The sequence below is a fragment of the Herbiconiux ginsengi genome (assembly GCF_900107435.1).
Classification (GTDB): Bacteria; Actinomycetota; Actinomycetes; order Actinomycetales; family Microbacteriaceae; genus Herbiconiux; species Herbiconiux ginsengi.
Genome location: NZ_FNPZ01000002.1, coordinates 756135 through 772011, shown reverse-complemented (window position 1 = coordinate 772011; position 15877 = coordinate 756135). Strand labels below are relative to the sequence as shown.

Annotated in this window: 14 protein-coding genes; 8 read left to right on the top strand and 6 right to left on the bottom strand. The window is 70.5% G+C overall.

Translation table 11 applies throughout. From position 1 onward, the window contains the following. Positions 1–151: 151 nt before the first annotated feature. A complete protein-coding gene (locus BLW00_RS11910; RefSeq protein WP_245741570.1) occupies positions 152–952 on the top strand; it encodes a phosphate ABC transporter ATP-binding protein in 801 nt (266 codons plus the stop codon). A 305-nt stretch (positions 953–1257) separates the two neighbouring features. On the opposite strand, the gene BLW00_RS11905 is transcribed toward BLW00_RS11910, so the two are convergent. Together BLW00_RS11905 and BLW00_RS11900 are read right to left on the bottom strand one after the other, a co-directional pair. After that, entirely contained in the window at positions 1258–1692 is a 435-nt protein-coding gene (locus BLW00_RS11905) for a protealysin inhibitor emfourin (protein WP_092554173.1), read from the bottom strand. Further along, complete coding sequence (locus BLW00_RS11900) at positions 1676–2800, bottom strand: M4 family metallopeptidase (RefSeq protein WP_092554170.1); 1125 nt, start codon at positions 2798–2800, stop codon at positions 1676–1678. The genes BLW00_RS11905 and BLW00_RS11900 overlap by 17 nt, the downstream gene beginning before the upstream one ends. Positions 2801–2888: 88 nt before the next feature. Here BLW00_RS11900 and BLW00_RS23780 point away from each other — a divergent pair, with 88 nt between their 5' ends. Further along, a complete protein-coding gene (locus BLW00_RS23780) occupies positions 2889–5294 on the top strand; it encodes a methylated-DNA--[protein]-cysteine S-methyltransferase (RefSeq protein ID WP_092554166.1) in 2406 nt (801 codons plus the stop codon). A gap of 90 nt (positions 5295–5384) precedes the next feature. On the opposite strand, the gene BLW00_RS11890 is transcribed toward BLW00_RS23780, so the two are convergent. Then, a complete protein-coding gene (locus tag BLW00_RS11890) occupies positions 5385–6419 on the bottom strand; it encodes an LLM class flavin-dependent oxidoreductase (RefSeq protein WP_092554162.1) in 1035 nt (344 codons plus the stop codon). A gap of 143 nt (positions 6420–6562) precedes the next feature. Continuing rightward, positions 6563–7024 (bottom strand): winged helix-turn-helix transcriptional regulator, encoded by a 462-nt coding sequence (locus tag BLW00_RS11885; RefSeq protein ID WP_092554159.1) that lies wholly within the window; start codon positions 7022–7024, stop codon positions 6563–6565. Positions 7025–7101: 77 nt separating this feature from the next. Here BLW00_RS11885 and BLW00_RS11880 point away from each other — a divergent pair, with 77 nt between their 5' ends. After that, positions 7102–7809 carry an SDR family oxidoreductase gene (locus BLW00_RS11880; RefSeq protein WP_092554156.1) on the top strand — a complete coding sequence of 236 codons (708 nt, stop codon included), beginning with the start codon at positions 7102–7104 and terminating at the stop codon, positions 7807–7809. 95 nt (positions 7810–7904) lie between these two features. On the opposite strand, the gene BLW00_RS11875 is transcribed toward BLW00_RS11880, so the two are convergent. Beyond that, positions 7905–8321: a DUF3224 domain-containing protein gene (locus BLW00_RS11875; protein ID WP_092554739.1), complete on the bottom strand. Its 417-nt coding sequence runs from the start codon at positions 8319–8321 to the stop codon at positions 7905–7907. A 147-nt stretch (positions 8322–8468) separates the two neighbouring features. On the opposite strand from BLW00_RS11875, the gene BLW00_RS11870 reads away from it, so the two are divergent. The 4 genes from BLW00_RS11870 to BLW00_RS11855 all read left to right on the top strand — a co-directional run bounded on the left by BLW00_RS11870 (position 8469) and on the right by BLW00_RS11855 (position 13116). Further along, complete coding sequence (locus BLW00_RS11870) at positions 8469–8798, top strand: nuclear transport factor 2 family protein (protein ID WP_092554153.1); 330 nt, start codon at positions 8469–8471, stop codon at positions 8796–8798. Between the two features lie 96 nt (positions 8799–8894). Beyond that, the gene (locus tag BLW00_RS11865) at positions 8895–9749 is read left to right on the top strand and encodes a universal stress protein (RefSeq protein WP_092554150.1); all 855 of its coding nucleotides are present in this window, start codon (positions 8895–8897) and stop codon (positions 9747–9749) included. A 267-nt stretch (positions 9750–10016) separates the two neighbouring features. Continuing rightward, on the top strand, positions 10017–11012 hold the full coding sequence (locus BLW00_RS11860) for a DnaJ domain-containing protein (protein WP_092554147.1): 996 nt from the start codon (positions 10017–10019) through the stop codon (positions 11010–11012). Positions 11013–11214: 202 nt separating this feature from the next. Next, positions 11215–13116 (top strand): CASTOR/POLLUX-related putative ion channel, encoded by a 1902-nt coding sequence (locus BLW00_RS11855; protein ID WP_092554144.1) that lies wholly within the window; start codon positions 11215–11217, stop codon positions 13114–13116. 2 nt (positions 13117–13118) lie between these two features. Here BLW00_RS11855 and BLW00_RS11850 read toward each other — a convergent pair whose 3' ends face one another. Further along, positions 13119–14096, bottom strand: coding sequence for an NAD(P)H-quinone oxidoreductase (locus BLW00_RS11850; RefSeq protein WP_092554141.1), 978 nt, complete (start codon positions 14094–14096; stop codon positions 13119–13121). A 116-nt stretch (positions 14097–14212) separates the two neighbouring features. Between BLW00_RS11850 and BLW00_RS11845 the strand changes: the two genes are divergently transcribed. Further along, positions 14213–15811, top strand: coding sequence for an AMP-binding protein (locus BLW00_RS11845; RefSeq protein ID WP_092554138.1), 1599 nt, complete (start codon positions 14213–14215; stop codon positions 15809–15811). Positions 15812–15877 lie beyond the last annotated feature (66 nt).

The following is a 15877-nucleotide window of genomic DNA, read 5'->3' as shown; positions in this document are numbered from 1 at the left end:
GCATCCGGATTCGGGGATGCCGCTCGCGCCGGGTGCACCGGGCGCTCGCCCGTACGCCAACGCCGACCAGTACGGCGGCGCGATTCTCGCCACGCCCCAGGGGCAGCAGCAGGTCTCGGGGGCCGAGTCGGCGCGCAGCTTCGAGCAGCAGCTGCTCGCCGTCGACGACCGGCCGCCGCTCGCGGAGCTCGACGCCCAGAACATCTCGGCCTGGTTCGGCGACCATCAGGTGCTCGACCGGGTCTCCCTCACCATGCCCGCCGGGGTCATCACCTCGCTGATCGGGCCGTCGGGATGCGGCAAGTCGACCTTTCTCCGCATCCTGAACCGGATGCACGAACTCATCCCCTCGGCGAGCCTCGCCGGCGAGGTGCTGCTCGACGGGGAGGACATATACGACCCGTCGCGGAAGCTCGTCGACGCCCGCAAGCACATCGGCATGGTCTTCCAGAAACCCAACCCCTTCCCGGCGATGTCGATCTACGACAACGTGCTGGCCGGGCTGAAGCTCACCGGAACTCGCGCCGACCGCGACCGCCGCGACTACCTCGTCGAGACCTGCCTCACCAAGGCGGGGCTCTGGAAAGAGGTGCGCGACCGCCTACGCGCTCCCGGCGGCGGGCTCTCCGGCGGCCAGCAGCAACGCTTGTGCATCGCCCGCTCGCTCGCCGTGACGCCGAAGGTGCTGCTGATGGACGAGCCCTGCTCGGCGCTCGACCCCACCTCGACCCGCGTGATCGAGGAGACGATGCTCGAGCTCGTCGACGACGTCACCATCGTGATCGTCACGCACAACATGCAGCAGGCGCAGCGGGTGTCGACGCAGTGCGCGTTCTTCCTCGCCGCTCAGGGACAGCCGGGGCACATCGTGGAGCACGGCAGCACCGAGGCCATGTTCTCGAGCCCGATCGATTCGCGCACGTTTGATTACGTGAACGGGGTGTTCGGGTAGCGGAGACCGTACCGCTTCGCCGCTTTTCGGGCTCGCCCGGCCTTCGGCTGGGCGGGCCCTTTTTGCTCGCGCCGCCGCTTCTGCGGCGCGAGGCGACATGTTCGGGTGAGGTCGCTGACGCGGCCTCGCCCTCACCCTGGGTCGTCTGAGCGCGGCCCGCGGCTTTCGGTCCTCGGGGCGGTGTATTTGACAGGGTCGCGGACGCGGCCTTGGCCTCGCGCTCACCCTGGGTCGTCTGAGCGCGGCCCGCGGCTTTCGGTCCTCGGGGCGGTGTATTTGATACGGTCGCGGTCGCGGTGTTGGGCTCAGTTTGGGGTGTCTGGGCGCGGCCTGCGGCTTTCGGTGTTCGGGGCGGCGTTCTTGACTCGGTCGATGAGGGTGCGCCATGGGCCGGCGCTCTGCTCGGCGACTCGCGCGTCTCGCTCTTCGTCCGTCGGGAGGAGGACGCGGATGGTATAGACGAATCGGTCGACACCGCCACCGATCGGGGCGGTGTCGAGAGCGTCCGGCGGGTCCCAGGGGCAGGACTCCACGAGCGACAGCCAGGAGTCGACATCCGACTCCTCCGACGCGGTCACCGTCCAGGTCGGACCGATGCCGGCGATCCCACCCGAGCGCGCCACCGTGATCCGCAGCTCCTGTCCGCCGCTGTCGTGAGCGGGGTGGATGCTGCCGCCGGCCGTGTCGGAAGACCGGGCCGCTTCCTCGGGGCCGGTTGTGTCGTCATCCTGGGGTGTCATCGCTCCTCACGCCCACGGTACGCCATGCCCGGTCGATCGCCGAGAGCTCGGCCGACTCCTCGCCGAAGCGCGCTCTCGCGGCGCCCATCGTGGCCTCCGCGAACTGCTCGAAGGTCGACCGCGGGTCGAGCGGCGCGGCGAGCCCCACGACCGTGTCGTACCAGACCTGGCCCGCGCGTTCCCAGGCGAAGCCGCCGAGCTCCGTCGCCGCGAGGGCGAAGGCCCGGTTCGGGATGCCCGAGTTCAGATGCACCCCGCCGTTGTCGTCTCGGGTGTCGACGTAGCCCGCCATGTCGGCCGGCTGCGGATCTCTCCCGAGCACGTCGTCGTCGTACGCGGTGCCGGGCGCGATCATCGAACGCAGCGCGCGCCCCTCGACCGCGTCGGTGAAGAGCCCCTCGCCGATCAGCCAGCTCGCCGCATCCGCTCGCTGCCCGAGCTGATGCTGCTCGACGAGCGCACCCAGGACATCGGAGAACGACTCGTTGAGCGCTCCCGACTGGCCCTCGTAGATCAGCCCGGCCGTGAACTGCGTGACGCCGTGCGCCAACTCGTGCCCGATCACCGAGAGCGACGCCGTGAACCGGCCGAACACCTCGCCGTCGCCGTCGCCGAAGACCATGCGCTCGCCATCCCAGAAGGCGTTGTCGTAGTCGCGCCCGTAGTGCACCGTGGCCAGCAGCGGCAGACCCGTGCCGTCGACCGAATCGCGGCCGAACGCCTCGAGCAGCAGCGCGTGCGTCGCGCCGAGCCCGTCGAACGCCTCGTTCACGGCCACGTCGTCGACCGGCGCATCTGCCTCTCGCCGCACCTCGCGCCCCGGCAACGTCTCCGTGTTGCCGGCGTCGAAGACGGTGCGGTCGACCACCGCGGCGGTGACGGGAACGGCCAACGCCGACGGGGGAGTGGCGGGGCTGCGATCCGCTGCGTGCTCCCGCTCCAGCCGCAACGGCGGATCGGCCAGCAGCGACCGGCGTGCCGCCTCGGCCGCTCTCGCCATGCCGAAGGAGTCGGCCTGGGCGATGCGCGCGAGCAGGTAGGGCGGCACGATCGACCGCGCGCGGAGAGGCTGGGGGAGGGCGGAGAAGGCTCGCGACGAGGTCGGCATGTCTCGACCATACGTCGGGCCACCGACACCGCACCGCGATGTCCGATTTCCGCTAGAAGGTGTCGGTGGCCCGTGTGACAATCGACCCATGGACTTCGACGAGCGCTACCGGATCATCGCCTCCCGCGACCCGCGATTCGACGGCCAGTTCATCACGGCGGTGCGGTCCACCGGCATCTACTGCCGCCCGAGCTGCCCGGCCCGCACGCCGAAGGCGGCCAACGTCACCTTCTACGAGACCAGTGCTGCGGCACACGAGGCAGGCTACCGCGCCTGCAAGCGCTGTCTGCCGGAAGCGGTGCCCGGCACCCCGGCCTGGAACCTGCGCGACGACCTCGCCGCCCGCGCCATGCGACTGATCGGCGACGGCGTGATCGAGCGCGAAGGGGTCGACGGGCTGTCGCGCCGCCTCGGCTACTCGTCGCGGCACCTCACCCGTGTGCTCAGCCAGGAGCTCGGCGCAGGCCCCCTCGCGCTCTCGCGGGCGCACCGCGCGCAGACGGCGCGCACGCTGCTCACGTCGACGGATCTGCCGATGGCCGACATCGCCTTCGCCGCCGGGTTCACCAGCATCCGGCAGTTCAACGACACCGTCGGAGAGGTCTTCGAGTCGACGCCCACCGAGATCCGGGCGCGGCAGGCCCATACCCGGGCGGCGACACCTGGGGCGATCGAGCTCGCCCTGCCCTATCGCGAGCCCTTCGACGCGGCGGGCGTCTTCGCCTGGCTGATGGCGCGGGCGATCCCGGGCATCGAGATCGCGGGCCCCGATTTCTACACGCGGTCGCTGGCACTGCCCGGCGGCCCGGCCTGGTTCACGGTGCGGCAGGATCGCGGATCGCGTCTGCTGCTCGACGCCCACCTCACGGCGCTCGGCGACCTGCCGGTGCTGGTGGCGCGCATCCGCCGCCTCTTCGACCTCGACGCCGACCCGGTGGCCATCGACGCGGCCCTGACGGCCGTCGCCGCCAGGGCGGATGTCGTTTCGGGCGAACCTGCGTCGCACGACGCCCGTATGCGGGCTCGTTCGCGCGCACATTCGCCCGAAGACACGACGGGCACGGCCGCGGGCGCCGATTCGGGAGGAGGAGCGTCGCACGCAGCTCCTCCCGAAATCGCTACAGGCGACCTCGAGGGCGCGCGCGGAGCGCTCGCTGCCCGGGTCGCCGCAGTGCCCGGCATCCGTTTGCCCGGTGCGGTGGATGCGCACGAGATGCTCTTCCGCGCCATCATCGGGCAGCAGATCACCGTCGCCGCCGCGCGCACCATGCTGCACCGGCTCGCCGTCGCGGCCGGCACACCCCTCGAGACCGCCGCAGCAGACGCCGACCGCCCGACGGGTGCGGGTGCGCGCGCCGCGAGCGTTCCCACGCTGCTCTTCCCGACCGCGGCCCAGATCGCCGCGCACGCCGGATCGGTGCTCTACGGCCCGCGTGCCAAGATCGCGACCGTCGTCGCGGTGGCCGAAGCCCTCGCCTCCGGTGAGTTGGAGATCTCCTCGGGCGATGACGCGGCCGAGCTGCGCCGCCGGCTCACGGCTCTGCCCGGCATCGGCGACTGGACCGCCGGCTACCTCGCCATGCGCGTGCTCGGCAACCCCGACATCCTGCTCACCGGCGACGTGGCGGTGCGGTCGGGTGCCCGGGCGCTCGGATTCCCGGATGCGCCGCGCGAGCTGGCCACCTGGGCCGCCGACTACGCACCCTGGCGCTCCTATCTCTGCCTCCACCTCTGGGGAGCCGCGGCCGATGCCGCCGCGGCCCGCCGCTCCCCGCCCCGCACCCGTGCAGCCGCCGACGCGTCCATCGACCGTCGGTCCCCGCTCCGCGCCCGAGCCGCAGCCGGCGCCCCGCAGGGCGCTGCCTCCGTCGCTCCCGAGCGCGCCGAGCCCGCGCCCGCCGAGCCCGCGTCGGCCGCCGTCCCCACCCCCACCACCTCCGTTGCGCCGCCCCGCCGGCGTCGCGCATCCACCCCGACGACCCCTCACGAAGGAGACCACCCCATGACCGCCACCATCCAGTTCGTCGACACCCCCGACGGCCGGTTCGGCATCATCGCCGACGAGGAAGGGCGCGTGCTCTCCTCCGGCTGGACCGCCGACCCCGAAGCGCTCGTCGCGCGCCTCACCCCGAGCCTCCGGCCCACGTCCCTCGAAGCCGGCACGGTCGCCGCGGCCGAGGCGGTGCACGCCTACTACGCGGGCGACATCCACGCGATCGACGACGTCGCCGTGGTGCAGAAGGGCGGCGAGTTCCACATGCTCGGCTGGGAGAAGCTCCGCGAGATCGAGCCCGGCAGTCCGCTCACCTACCAGGAGTTCGCGGCGGCCCTCGACCGCCCGAGTGCGGTGCGTGCCGCGGCGAGCGCGTGTGCGCGCAACGCCCCCGCCTTGTTCGTGCCGTGCCACCGCGTGCTCCGCAGCGACGGCTCCATGGGCGGTTTCGCCTGGGGCGTCGAGGTCAAGCGCTCCCTCCTGGCGCGCGAGGCAGCCTGACCCTCCGCTCACTCGTCCCGAATCGGCCCAAGAGACGCGTTGTGGGCCGATTTGGGACGAGTCGGGCCAAGAGTGCGCGCGAGAGGATTCCTAGGCCAGGAGTTCGCGCACCCGGGGGACGACCTCGGTGCCGTAGAGCTCGATGCTGTGCAGGAGCTTCTCGTGCGAGAGGCCGCCGTTGCCGTACTTGAGGTCGAAGCGGTCGATGCCGAGCGTCTTCACCGTGTTCGCGATCTTCTGGGCGACGGTCTCGGGCGAGCCGACGTACAGCGACCCCTCGGGTCCGGCCTCCTGCTCGAAGTGACCCCGCCCCATCGGCGACCAGCCGCGCTCGCGGCCGATCCGGTTCATCATCGCGGAGTAGTGCGGCCACAGTTCTTCGCGGGCCTGCTCGTCGGTGTCGGCGACGTGCCCGGGGGAGTGCACGCCGATCGGCTGGCGCCCGGTCTCGAACTGGTCCTGCGCCCGCTGGAACAGGTCGACGTAGGGTGCGAACCGCACGGGGTCGCCGCCGATGATGGCGAGCATCAGCGAGAACCCGTAGCGCGCCGTGCGCACCACCGACTCGGGGCTGCCGCCCACGCCCACCCACGTCTTCAGCAGACCGTTCTCGACCGGCGGATACACGCTCTGCGCCGTCAGCGACGCCCGCTTGGCACCCGACCAGGTCACCGGCTCCTGCTTCCGCACCTCGGCGAAGAGGTTGAGCTTCTCTTCGAACAGCTCCTCGTAGTCGGAGAGCTCGTAACCGAAGAGCGGGAACGACTCGGTGAACGAGCCGCGGCCGAGGATGACCTCCGAGCGCCCGTTCGAGAGCGCATCCAGCGTCGAGAACCGCTGGAACACCCGCACGGGGTCGTCGGAGGAGAGCACGGTGACGGCCGAGCCGAGGTGGATGCGCGAGGTGCGGGCGGCGACGGCTGCCAGCACGACCTCGGGGCTGGTCACCGCGAAGTCGTTGCGGTGGTGCTCGCCGAAGCCGATGAAGTCGATGCCGAGCTCGTCTGCCAGCACGCCCTGCTCCACCAGGTTGCGCAGCACCTGGGCGTGGGGGAGTGGTGTGCCGCTCTCATCGGACGTGACGTCGCCGAAGGTGTCGAGTCCGAGCTCGAGCTGCTGTGCCATGGGGTGCTCCTCATCCGTCGCCGCGAGCCGAGGTTCCGGCGCGCTTCATGCGTTTGCATCAATTGTCGTCGCCGATGCCGACGACGGGATGGGGTCCAGTATTCCGTGAGTCGCGCCCGAGCGCAGGCGGCTCCGAGCGCGCCTCAGACGGGGTCGGTTCCGGGGCCGGGGCGGGTGCCGACATCCGCCAGGTCGAGGATGCGCCCCTCGGCCGTCGTGAAGCGGAGTTCGGCGAGTTCGCCCGAGCCGGCGTTTTCGTAGAGCACGGTCGGGCTCGATTCGCTCGGCCGATGCCGGTCGCCCCAGGCGGCGAAGGCGGCCATGACGGGCAGCAAGTCCCGGCCGGCCGGGGTGAGCACGTACTCCTCGCGCTCCCGTTCTCCCTCCTCGCGGTAGGGCCGGCGGGACAGCACGCCGTATTCGACGAGGGTGCCCAGGCGGTTGGCGAGGATGTCGCGGGCGATGCCGAGCGAATCGGTGAACTCCGAGAAGCGCGTGCGGCCCCGGAAGGCTTCGCGCACGATCAACAGCGTCCACTTCTCGCCGAGCACCTCGAGGCTGCGCGCAATGGAGCAGTTGAGGTCTTTGCCGAGCAAGGCGGTCATGTGAGGCATTCTACCCCTGAGTAGGAAGTTCGGACTCAGGATGCTAGGTTTGGTTTCACAACCGAGAAGGAGCATCCATGTCACTCACCACGTTCGACTCCGCCGTCGTGCTGGTCACCGGCGCCAACGGCGGTCTGGGCACCGAGTTCGTGCGTCAGGCCCTCGAGGCGGGCGCCGCCAAGGTCTACGCGACCGCGCGCACGCCGAAGGAGTGGGCCGACGATCGTGTCGTTCCCCTTCAGCTCGACGTCACCGACGCCGCGTCGATCGCCGCCGCGGCCGCCGCCGCGAACGACGTGACGGTCGTGGTGAACAACGCGGGCATCGGCGGGGGCTCCGGCATCGCCACCGGCACGGACGCCGAGCTCCGTGCCATGTTCGACACCAACTTCTTCGGCGCCGTCGCCGTGGCGCGCGCGTTCGCACCGGTGCTCGCCACGAACGGAGGAGGCGCACTGCTCAACGTGCACTCCGTGCTGAGCTGGATCGGCGTCGCCGGCGCCTACAGCGCGGCGAAGGCGGCGCTGTGGTCGGCCACGAACTCACTGCGTCTCGAACTCGCGCCGCAGGGCACCCTCGTCACGGGACTGCACGTGGGCTGGATCGACACCCCCATGGCCGCGCACACCAGCGACCCGAAGAACGACCCCGCGGTGGTCGTGCGCGACTCCTATGCCGCCCTCCTGGCGGGAGAGTACGAAGTGCTGGCCGACGAGCTCAGCGCCTCGGTGAAGCAGGGCCTCTCCGCCCCCATCCTCTCCCTCTACCCCCAGCTCGCGAGCTGACGCGCCCGCTCCGCCTCACTCCCGAGACGTCACTTTCCGCGCCATGTTCAGGCCTTTCGCGCGCACAGTGACGTCTCGGCGTCGTCGGGGGGCACTCAAGCCTCGAGGGTGAACACGAAGTAGGGGCCCTCGGCGTCGTGCAGGATGCGTGCCTGGCCCCGGAAACCGGCGAAGTCGCCCGTTCCGGTGCCCGGCACGATGTAGCCGAACGCCGACGGGTCGCCCGGATGCTGCAGGGCGCCGTGGTGCACGGTGACCGAGCCGGATCGCCCGTCGTCGAGGGTGCCCGTGATCCGCTCGGCGGCGAGGTAGCCGCGACCCGACTCCTCCTCACCCGATGAGACGAAGTGCGCCACGCTCGACCCGACGAGCCCCGCGGTGTAGGACTTGCGCATCGTGACGGCGCCCACCCAATCGGCGGGCGCCGTGTCGTCGGTCGCGAGCCCGGCGAGCTCGGCCGGATCCCAGCCGGTGACCGAGAAACGGGCGGTGATGGTCTCGTGTTCGCTCATGGGTCCAGGGTACGGATGCGCTGCCCGCGTGCGCTTGAACATTCGCGTCAGCGCGGCATCCGTCCGTGGTCGGGCCCGCGCGCTCCGACCCTGAAGACACGCCCAGCGTCTCTGGTGCGCCGCCGCCGAAACCGTCAGGATGGAGGCATGCCCGGTCTCGAGAACCTCCCGCCCGCGATCGCCGACTTCTTCGACGCCACGAACCGGTCCGACACGGAGCGCTTCCTGGCGGCGTTCTCCGCCGACGCCGTGCTCGACGACTGGGGCCGCTCGTTCCATGGCCGCGACGGCATCGCCACCTGGAACGAGAACGAGAACATGGGTGTGCAGAGCCATTTCGAGGTGGAGGGCTTCACGGAGAACGACGGCGTCTACGCGGTGGCCATCAAAGTCACCGGCAACGGCTACAACGGGGGCGGGACGATGGCGTTCGCGCTCGAGGGCGACCGGATCGCGCGGGTCGACATCACGGGCTGACCGGCCCGCGACATCCATCCGCTCGAAACACGACCGGCGGAACGAAGCACGAAGCACGCCGCACGCACAGAAACAGCACACAGAGAAAGAGGCACGATGACCGGCACGATCGTGGTGGGGTACGACGGCTCTCCGTCGGGCAAGGTGGCCCTCGACTGGGCTCTGCGCCGGGCGGAGGCCACACAGCACGACGTCGACGTGATCTACGTCGCCGACACCTCGTGGGATTCTGAGGCGTTCACGGCAGGACCCCTGCTCGAGCAGCACGGCGAACTCGTGCTCGGCAAGGCCGCGTTCAACGCCGATACGAAGGCGCCGCACGTGACGGTCACGTCGCGGGTGCTCTCGGGCAAACCGGTCGACGTGCTCTGCGCCGAGGCGGAGCGCATCGGGGCCGACCTGCTCGTGGTCGGCACCTACCGCAAAGACGCCTACGAGCGGCTCACCACGAGTGCCGTGAGCATCAGGGTGGCTGCCGCGGCGAAGGTGCCCGTGGCCGTCGTGCCCGATCTGCCGGTGGTGCATCGCGCGGGGGTGATCGTCGGAATCGACGGATCGGATGCAGCCGCTCACGTGCTCGAGACGGCCATCGCCGAAGCCGCGCGGCTCGGCGAACCGCTGCACGTCGTGAGCGCCTGGACCGTGCCGCCGCTCTCGATGCCCGACTTCACCGACGGCTCGGAGCTCTACGACGCGCTCGAGGAGCAGGCGCGTCATCGTGTCGAGACGACGCTCGCGCAGGTCGACCCCGATCATCCCGACGTCGAGATCGACACCAGGATCGAACTGGATGCGCCCGCCGCTGCCCTCATCAAGTCCTCGAAGGAGGCGTCGCTGCTGGTGATCGGCAGCCACGGCCGTCGCGGCCTCAGCCGCTTCCTGCTCGGCTCGGTCTCCCACGACGTCCTCCTCAACGCCCCGTGTCCCGTCATCGTGCTGCGGGTGCAGTGATTCCCGCGATGCGCGGCCTGCGGTCGCGCATCGCTTTTTGCTCGCGCCGCCGCTGCTGCGGCGCGAGGCGACATGTTCGGGCGAGGTCGCTGTCGCGGCCTCGCCCTCACCCTGGGTCGTCGAGCGCGGCCCGCGGCTTTCGATCTCGTGTTCCTCACCCTGGGTCGTCGAGCGCGGCCCGCGGCTGTCCGTCTCGTTTGTGCGCTGTGGGCGAATAACCAGCCGGCCTCGGGTAGGGCTCCAGTCTTGGCCCGATATCGTTGTCGGGTGTCCGACAGCCCCGCCGCCCGCACCCCCTACGAGGTGCTGGGGGTCGACCCCGCCGCGGGCGACGACGAGCTGAAGCGGGCGTACCGGCGGCTGCTGCGGCAGACGCATCCCGACACCGGGGGAGACGCTGCGCTCTTCGTGCAGCTGCAGCACGCCTGGGAGCGGGTCGGCACGCCCGAAGACCGTGCTGCCTACGACCGTGGCCAGGGCGCCCGCACGATGGCGCCCGGCGGCTACGGGAGCGGCGAGGCGCACGCGGCGGGCGCATCCGGGTCGGCGTCGACGCCCGGCGGTGGCTTCCAGTCGGGTTTCCGCACCGGCCGCGCCGCGAGTTCCTCGGTGCGGGCGCGCAGCTACGGGCATCCGGGCGGGCAGGAACGCGAGCACTACCTCACGCTGCTGCGCGAATGGGTGGGCCGCGGCGCGAGCATCCCCGATCCCTACGACCCGGCTCTCGTGCGGTCGGCACCGCGGGAGATCCGCGGCTGGCTGGCCAAGGCGATCGCCGAGGAGGCGACGGCGGGCATCGTCGGCACGCTCGGCATCGGCTACACCATCTGGAACAACGTGCTCACCGGCCGCACCGCCGGCGGCGTGGCCGAGACCATCGATCACGTCGTGCTCGGTCCGGCCGGCCTGTTCGCCATCCAGTCCGAGGACTGGGGCGGCGAGGTTCGTCTGCACAAGGGCGAGATCGTGGGTGACGGCGTGCACCGTGACGAGGAGCCCCTGCACGAACTGAGCCGCGGGGCGCGCTCGCTCGGTCGTTCGCTGGGCGTGAAGTTCACGAATCTCGTCGTGGTGGTTCCGGATGCGGCCCTCGCCGAACCGATGCACGTCGTGCAACGCGGGCGGCTGGCCGGCGCGATCGTGGTGCGCCGATCGCTGCTCCCGCAGCTGCTGCGCAACGGCGTGGGCACCGCTGACCGCGCCAGCATCGATCGGGCGTTCGAGCTGCGGCCGCGCTTGCAGAGCGGCATCCGTCTGGCGTGAGCTGTGTTTGGTGCCCGGCCGTCAAGGGTTCCGCCACCCATTCGCCAAGAATTGTCGGTATGGGGGCTTGCGTTGCGGCGTGTCTTGGCGATTCGATGCACGGCGCAGCGCCCGCGCAGCAACCAGCCAGCCCCCGAACGAGGGGCGAGACGTGAGCGGTTCTCAGGCACTAGGGTTCGAGCAGCCCGGCCGAAGGAGCCCCATGGACAAGCCCGCCCTGCGCGAACGCCTGCGCTACCGCTTCGACGACTGGATGTCGCGCGGCACCGTCGCCCTCATGCTCCTCCTGGGTGCCGCCACCGCCGTCTTCGTCATCATCCTCGCCGTCGTGGTCTACGTCGTGCACGCCTACCCCGACGACGCCTCCTCGGCCGACTTCCTCGACGTGCTCTGGGGCAACCTGATGCGCACCCTCGATCCCGGCACGATGGGCGGCGACTCGGGGTGGGGTTTCCGCGCCCTCATGCTCGTGGTCACCATCGGTGGCCTGATCATCGTGGCCAGCCTCATCGGCATCATCTCCGGCGCCTTCGACAGCAAGGTCGAGGAGCTCCGCAAGGGCCGCTCCCGGGTGCTGGAATCCGGTCACACCCTCATCCTCGGCTGGAGCCCGAAGGTCTTCTCGATCGTGAGCGAACTCGCCATCGCGAACGAGTCGCGCGGCCGCAGCGCCATCGTGGTGCTCGCCGACCGCGACAAGGTCGAGATGGAGGATGCGATCCGCGCCGAAGCGGGAAAGACCGGTCGCACCCGGGTGATCTGCCGATCCGGCGACCCGATGAATCTCAACGACCTCGAGCTCGGCAGCCCGCACGACGCCCGCAGCATCGTCATCCTCGCCTCCGAGGGCGACGACGACCCGGATTCCACCGTCATCAAGACCGCCCTCGCCCTCACCAACAACCCGCACCGCCGCGACGGCGACTTCCACATCGTGGCCGAACTCGACGACCCGGCCAACCTCGAAGCAGCCCGGCTCGTGGGCCGCGACGAGACGCACTGGGTGCTGGCGAGCGACCTGATCAGCCGGGTCACGGTGCAGACCTGCCGGCAGAGCGGCCTCAGCGTGGTCTACACCGAGCTGCTCGACTTCGGCGGCGACGAGATCTACTTCACCGAGCAGCCCTCGCTCGTCGGCCGCACCTACGGCGAGGTGCAGTCGGCGTTCGCCACCTCGACCGTCATCGGCGTCGCGAGCGGAGTCGACGCCGCCCCGGGTGCGCCCGCGCCATCCGTCGCCGTCAACCCGCCCGCCGACACGGTGCTGGCGCCCGGTGACCAGCTCATCGTGATCGCCGAAGACGACAGCACCATCGTGCTCGCCGCTCCCGTGGCGCCCGAGCGATCCGCCATCGTCGCGCCGCGACCGACCGAGGCGAGCCCTGAGCACACGCTCGTGCTCGGGTGCAACACGGGCCTGGCGATGATGCTCCGCGAACTGCGCGACTACGTGGCGGCCGGTTCCACGGTGCGCGTGGTCGCGACCGGTGAATGCCCCGAGCTGCCGGTGCTCGGGGGTCTCGACGTCACGGTGGAACGCGCCGATCCCACCAGTCGGCGCACGCTCGACGCCCTGGAGGTCTACCGCTACGACCACATCATCGTGCTGGCCGAGAAGGATGCGCTGCCCGCCCAGCGCGCCGACGCCCGCACCCTGATCACCCTGTTGCACCTGCGCGACATCGCCGAACGGAACGACGTCGACCTGAACGTGGTGAGCGAGATGCTCGACGACCGCAACCGCGAACTCGCCGAGGTCACGAACGCCGACGATTTCATCGTGAGCGAGAAGCTCGTGAGCCTGATGCTCTCCCAGGTGAGCGAGAACCGGCTGCTGGCCGAGGTCTTCGCCACCCTCTTCTCGAGCGAGGGCAGCGAGATCTACCTGCGACCGGCGGATTCCTACATCGAGCCCGGCATCGCGGTCGACTTCTACACGGTGGCCGAGGCCGCACTCCTCCGCGGAGAGACCGCGATCGGTTACCGCATCGCTGCCGACGCGCACGACGCCACCCGAGCCTACGGCGTGCACGTGAACCCGCCGAAGACCGCGCGCATCGCCTTCACCGCGGGGGACCGCATCATCGTGCTGGCGGAGAACTAGCTCTACACCACCAGCAGGATCTTGCCCACGTGCTCCGACGACTCCATCAGGCGGTGCGCTCCGGATGCCTGCGCGAGCGGGAAGCGCGCACCGATCACCGGGCGCACGCCGCCGTTCTCGACCAGGGGCCACACGTTCTCGCGCACGCTCGCGATGATCTCGGCCTTCTCCGCCGCCGGCCGGGCCCGGAGACTGGTGGAGCGGATGGTGCCCCGCTTCATCATCAGCGCGTTGAGGTCGAGACTCGCCTGACCGCCGCCGAGGCTGGAGATGTTGGCGATGCGCCCGTTCACGTTCAGGGCCCGCACGTTGCGGTCGAGGTAGTCGCCACCCACCACGTCGAGGATGACGTCGGCACCACCCGCTTCGTCCTTGATCCGCCGTACGAAGTCGTCCTGCGTGTAATCGATCAGGATGTCGGCGCCGAGCTCGCGGCACGCCTCGAGTTTCTCGGCCGACCGCGCGGTCACCGCCACGCGGGCCCCGAAGGCTCGTCCGAGCTGCACGGCCATGGTGCCGATCCCGCTCGATCCGCCGTGCACGAGCAGCGTTTCCCCAGCGCGGAGGTCGGCGAGCAGGAAGACGTTCGACCACACGGTGGCCACCACCTCGGGCAGCCCGGCGGCCTCGACCAGGTCGACGCTCTTCGGCACGGGGAGCACTTGACCGGCCGGCACCGCGACCCGCTCGGCGTACCCGCCGCCGCCGAGCAGCGCGCACACCCGGTCGCCGACCGCGAACCCGCCGTCTGCGGCGCCGGGCCCGAGTTCGGCGATCACTCCCGACACCTCGAGTCCCGGCCACGCCGGAGATCCGGGTGGCGGCGGGTAGTGGCCTTGCCGCTGCGACACGTCCGCCCGGTTCACCCCGGCGGCGACCACGTCGATCAGCACCTCGCCCTCGCCGGGCACCGGATCGGGCACCTCGCCGATCTCCAGAACGGATGCGTCGCCGGGTTCGCGGATCACGACTGCTTTCATGGTGATGACGGTACCGCGCTGGCTCCCGCGCCGCGCGGGCCCCCGGCAACAACACAGTTGCGGAGAAAGGGTGAGGGGTAGTCAAATAGCTCAATCGCTATCGAAGGAGATAGATCATGACCCGATCGACATATCCCGACGTGGAGATCCCCGCGGAGAGCGTCTACGAACTGCTGTTCGCCGACCTCGACGAGGCCGACCTCGACCGCATCGCCTTGGTCGACGGCACCTCGGGCGACGAGACCAGCTACCGGCAGCTGATCGCCCAGATCGACGCCCTGGCGGGCGCGCTCGCCGCGCGCGGCCTCGCGGTGGGAGACACCGTCGGCATCCTCTGCCCCAATGTGCCCGACTTCGCCACGGTCTTCCATGGCGTGCTGCGCGCCGGCGGCACCGCCACCACCATCAACTCGCTCTACACCGTCGGCGAGATCGCCAACCAGTTGACGAGCGCCGATGCGCACTGGTTGTTCACCCTCTCGCCCCTGCTGCCGCAGGCGGCCGAGGCCGCTCGGGCCGTGGGCATCGCCGACGACCACCTCGTGGTGATCGACGGCGCCGAGGGTCACCCCTCGCTCCGCGACCTCCTGTTCGACCGGGCGGCACCGCCCGAGGTGCATTTCGACCCGGCCACCCACCTCGCCGTGCTGCCGTACTCCTCGGGCACGACCGGGCATCCGAAGGGCGTGATGCTGACGCACCGCAACCTCGTTGCCAACGTGCTGCAGAGCGAGCAGGTCATCCCGCTCGGGCGCGACGACCGGGCGCTCGCCGTGCTCCCGTTCTTCCACATCTACGGGCTCACGGTGCTGCTGAACTTCGCGTTGATGAAACGGGCGGCCCTCGTCACCATGCCGAAGTTCGACCTGGCCGAGTTCCTCAGAATCGCGAGCACGCACGGCTGCACGTGGCTGTTCATCGCGCCGCCGATCGCGGTCGCCCTGGCCAAGCATCCGCTCGTCGACGACTACGACCTCTCGGGAGTCGACGTCATCTTCTCCGGTGCCGCCCCGCTCGACGGGGAGCTCGCCCGGGCGGTGGCGGATCGGATCGGCTGCACCGTCTGTCAGGGCTACGGCATGACCGAGGCGAGCCCGGTGACGCACGCCATTCCGGTCGACCGGCCCGACATCGACCGGTCGTCGATCGGGTTGGCGCTGCCGAACACCGAGTGCCGGGTCGTCGACCCCGCTTCGGGTCTCGCCGTGCGGGTGCCGCGAAAGGGGCCGAGTGCGCCCGGCGAGCTCCTCGTTCGCGGGCCGCAGGTCATGCGCGGCTACCTGCGCGACGAGGAGTCGACCGCGCACGCCCTCGACCGTGACGGCTGGTTGCACACGGGTGACATCGCGACCGTCGACCGCGACGGGGTGTACGCCATCGTCGACCGGCTGAAGGAACTCATCAAGTACAAGGGCTACCAGGTGGCGCCCGCGGTGCTCGAGGCGGTGCTGCTGACGCATCCGGATGTCGTCGACGCCGCCGTGATCGGCATCGACGACGACGACGGCCAGGAGGTACCGAAGGCCTTCGTGGTGCGCCGCTCCGAGGCGGAGATCGACGAAGAGATCGTGATGGCCTACGTGGCCGAGCGGGTCGCCGGGCACGAGAAGGTGCGCATGGTGGAATTCATCGAGGTGATCCCGAAGTCGACCTCGGGCAAGATCTTGCGGAAGGACCTGCGTTCGAAAGTGGGGCGGCACGCGGCCGTCGGCTGAGCGGTGGACGCGCGGCCTCGTCCGTGACATTGTGGACACTGTACACATCAAGGCCACGGCGACAGA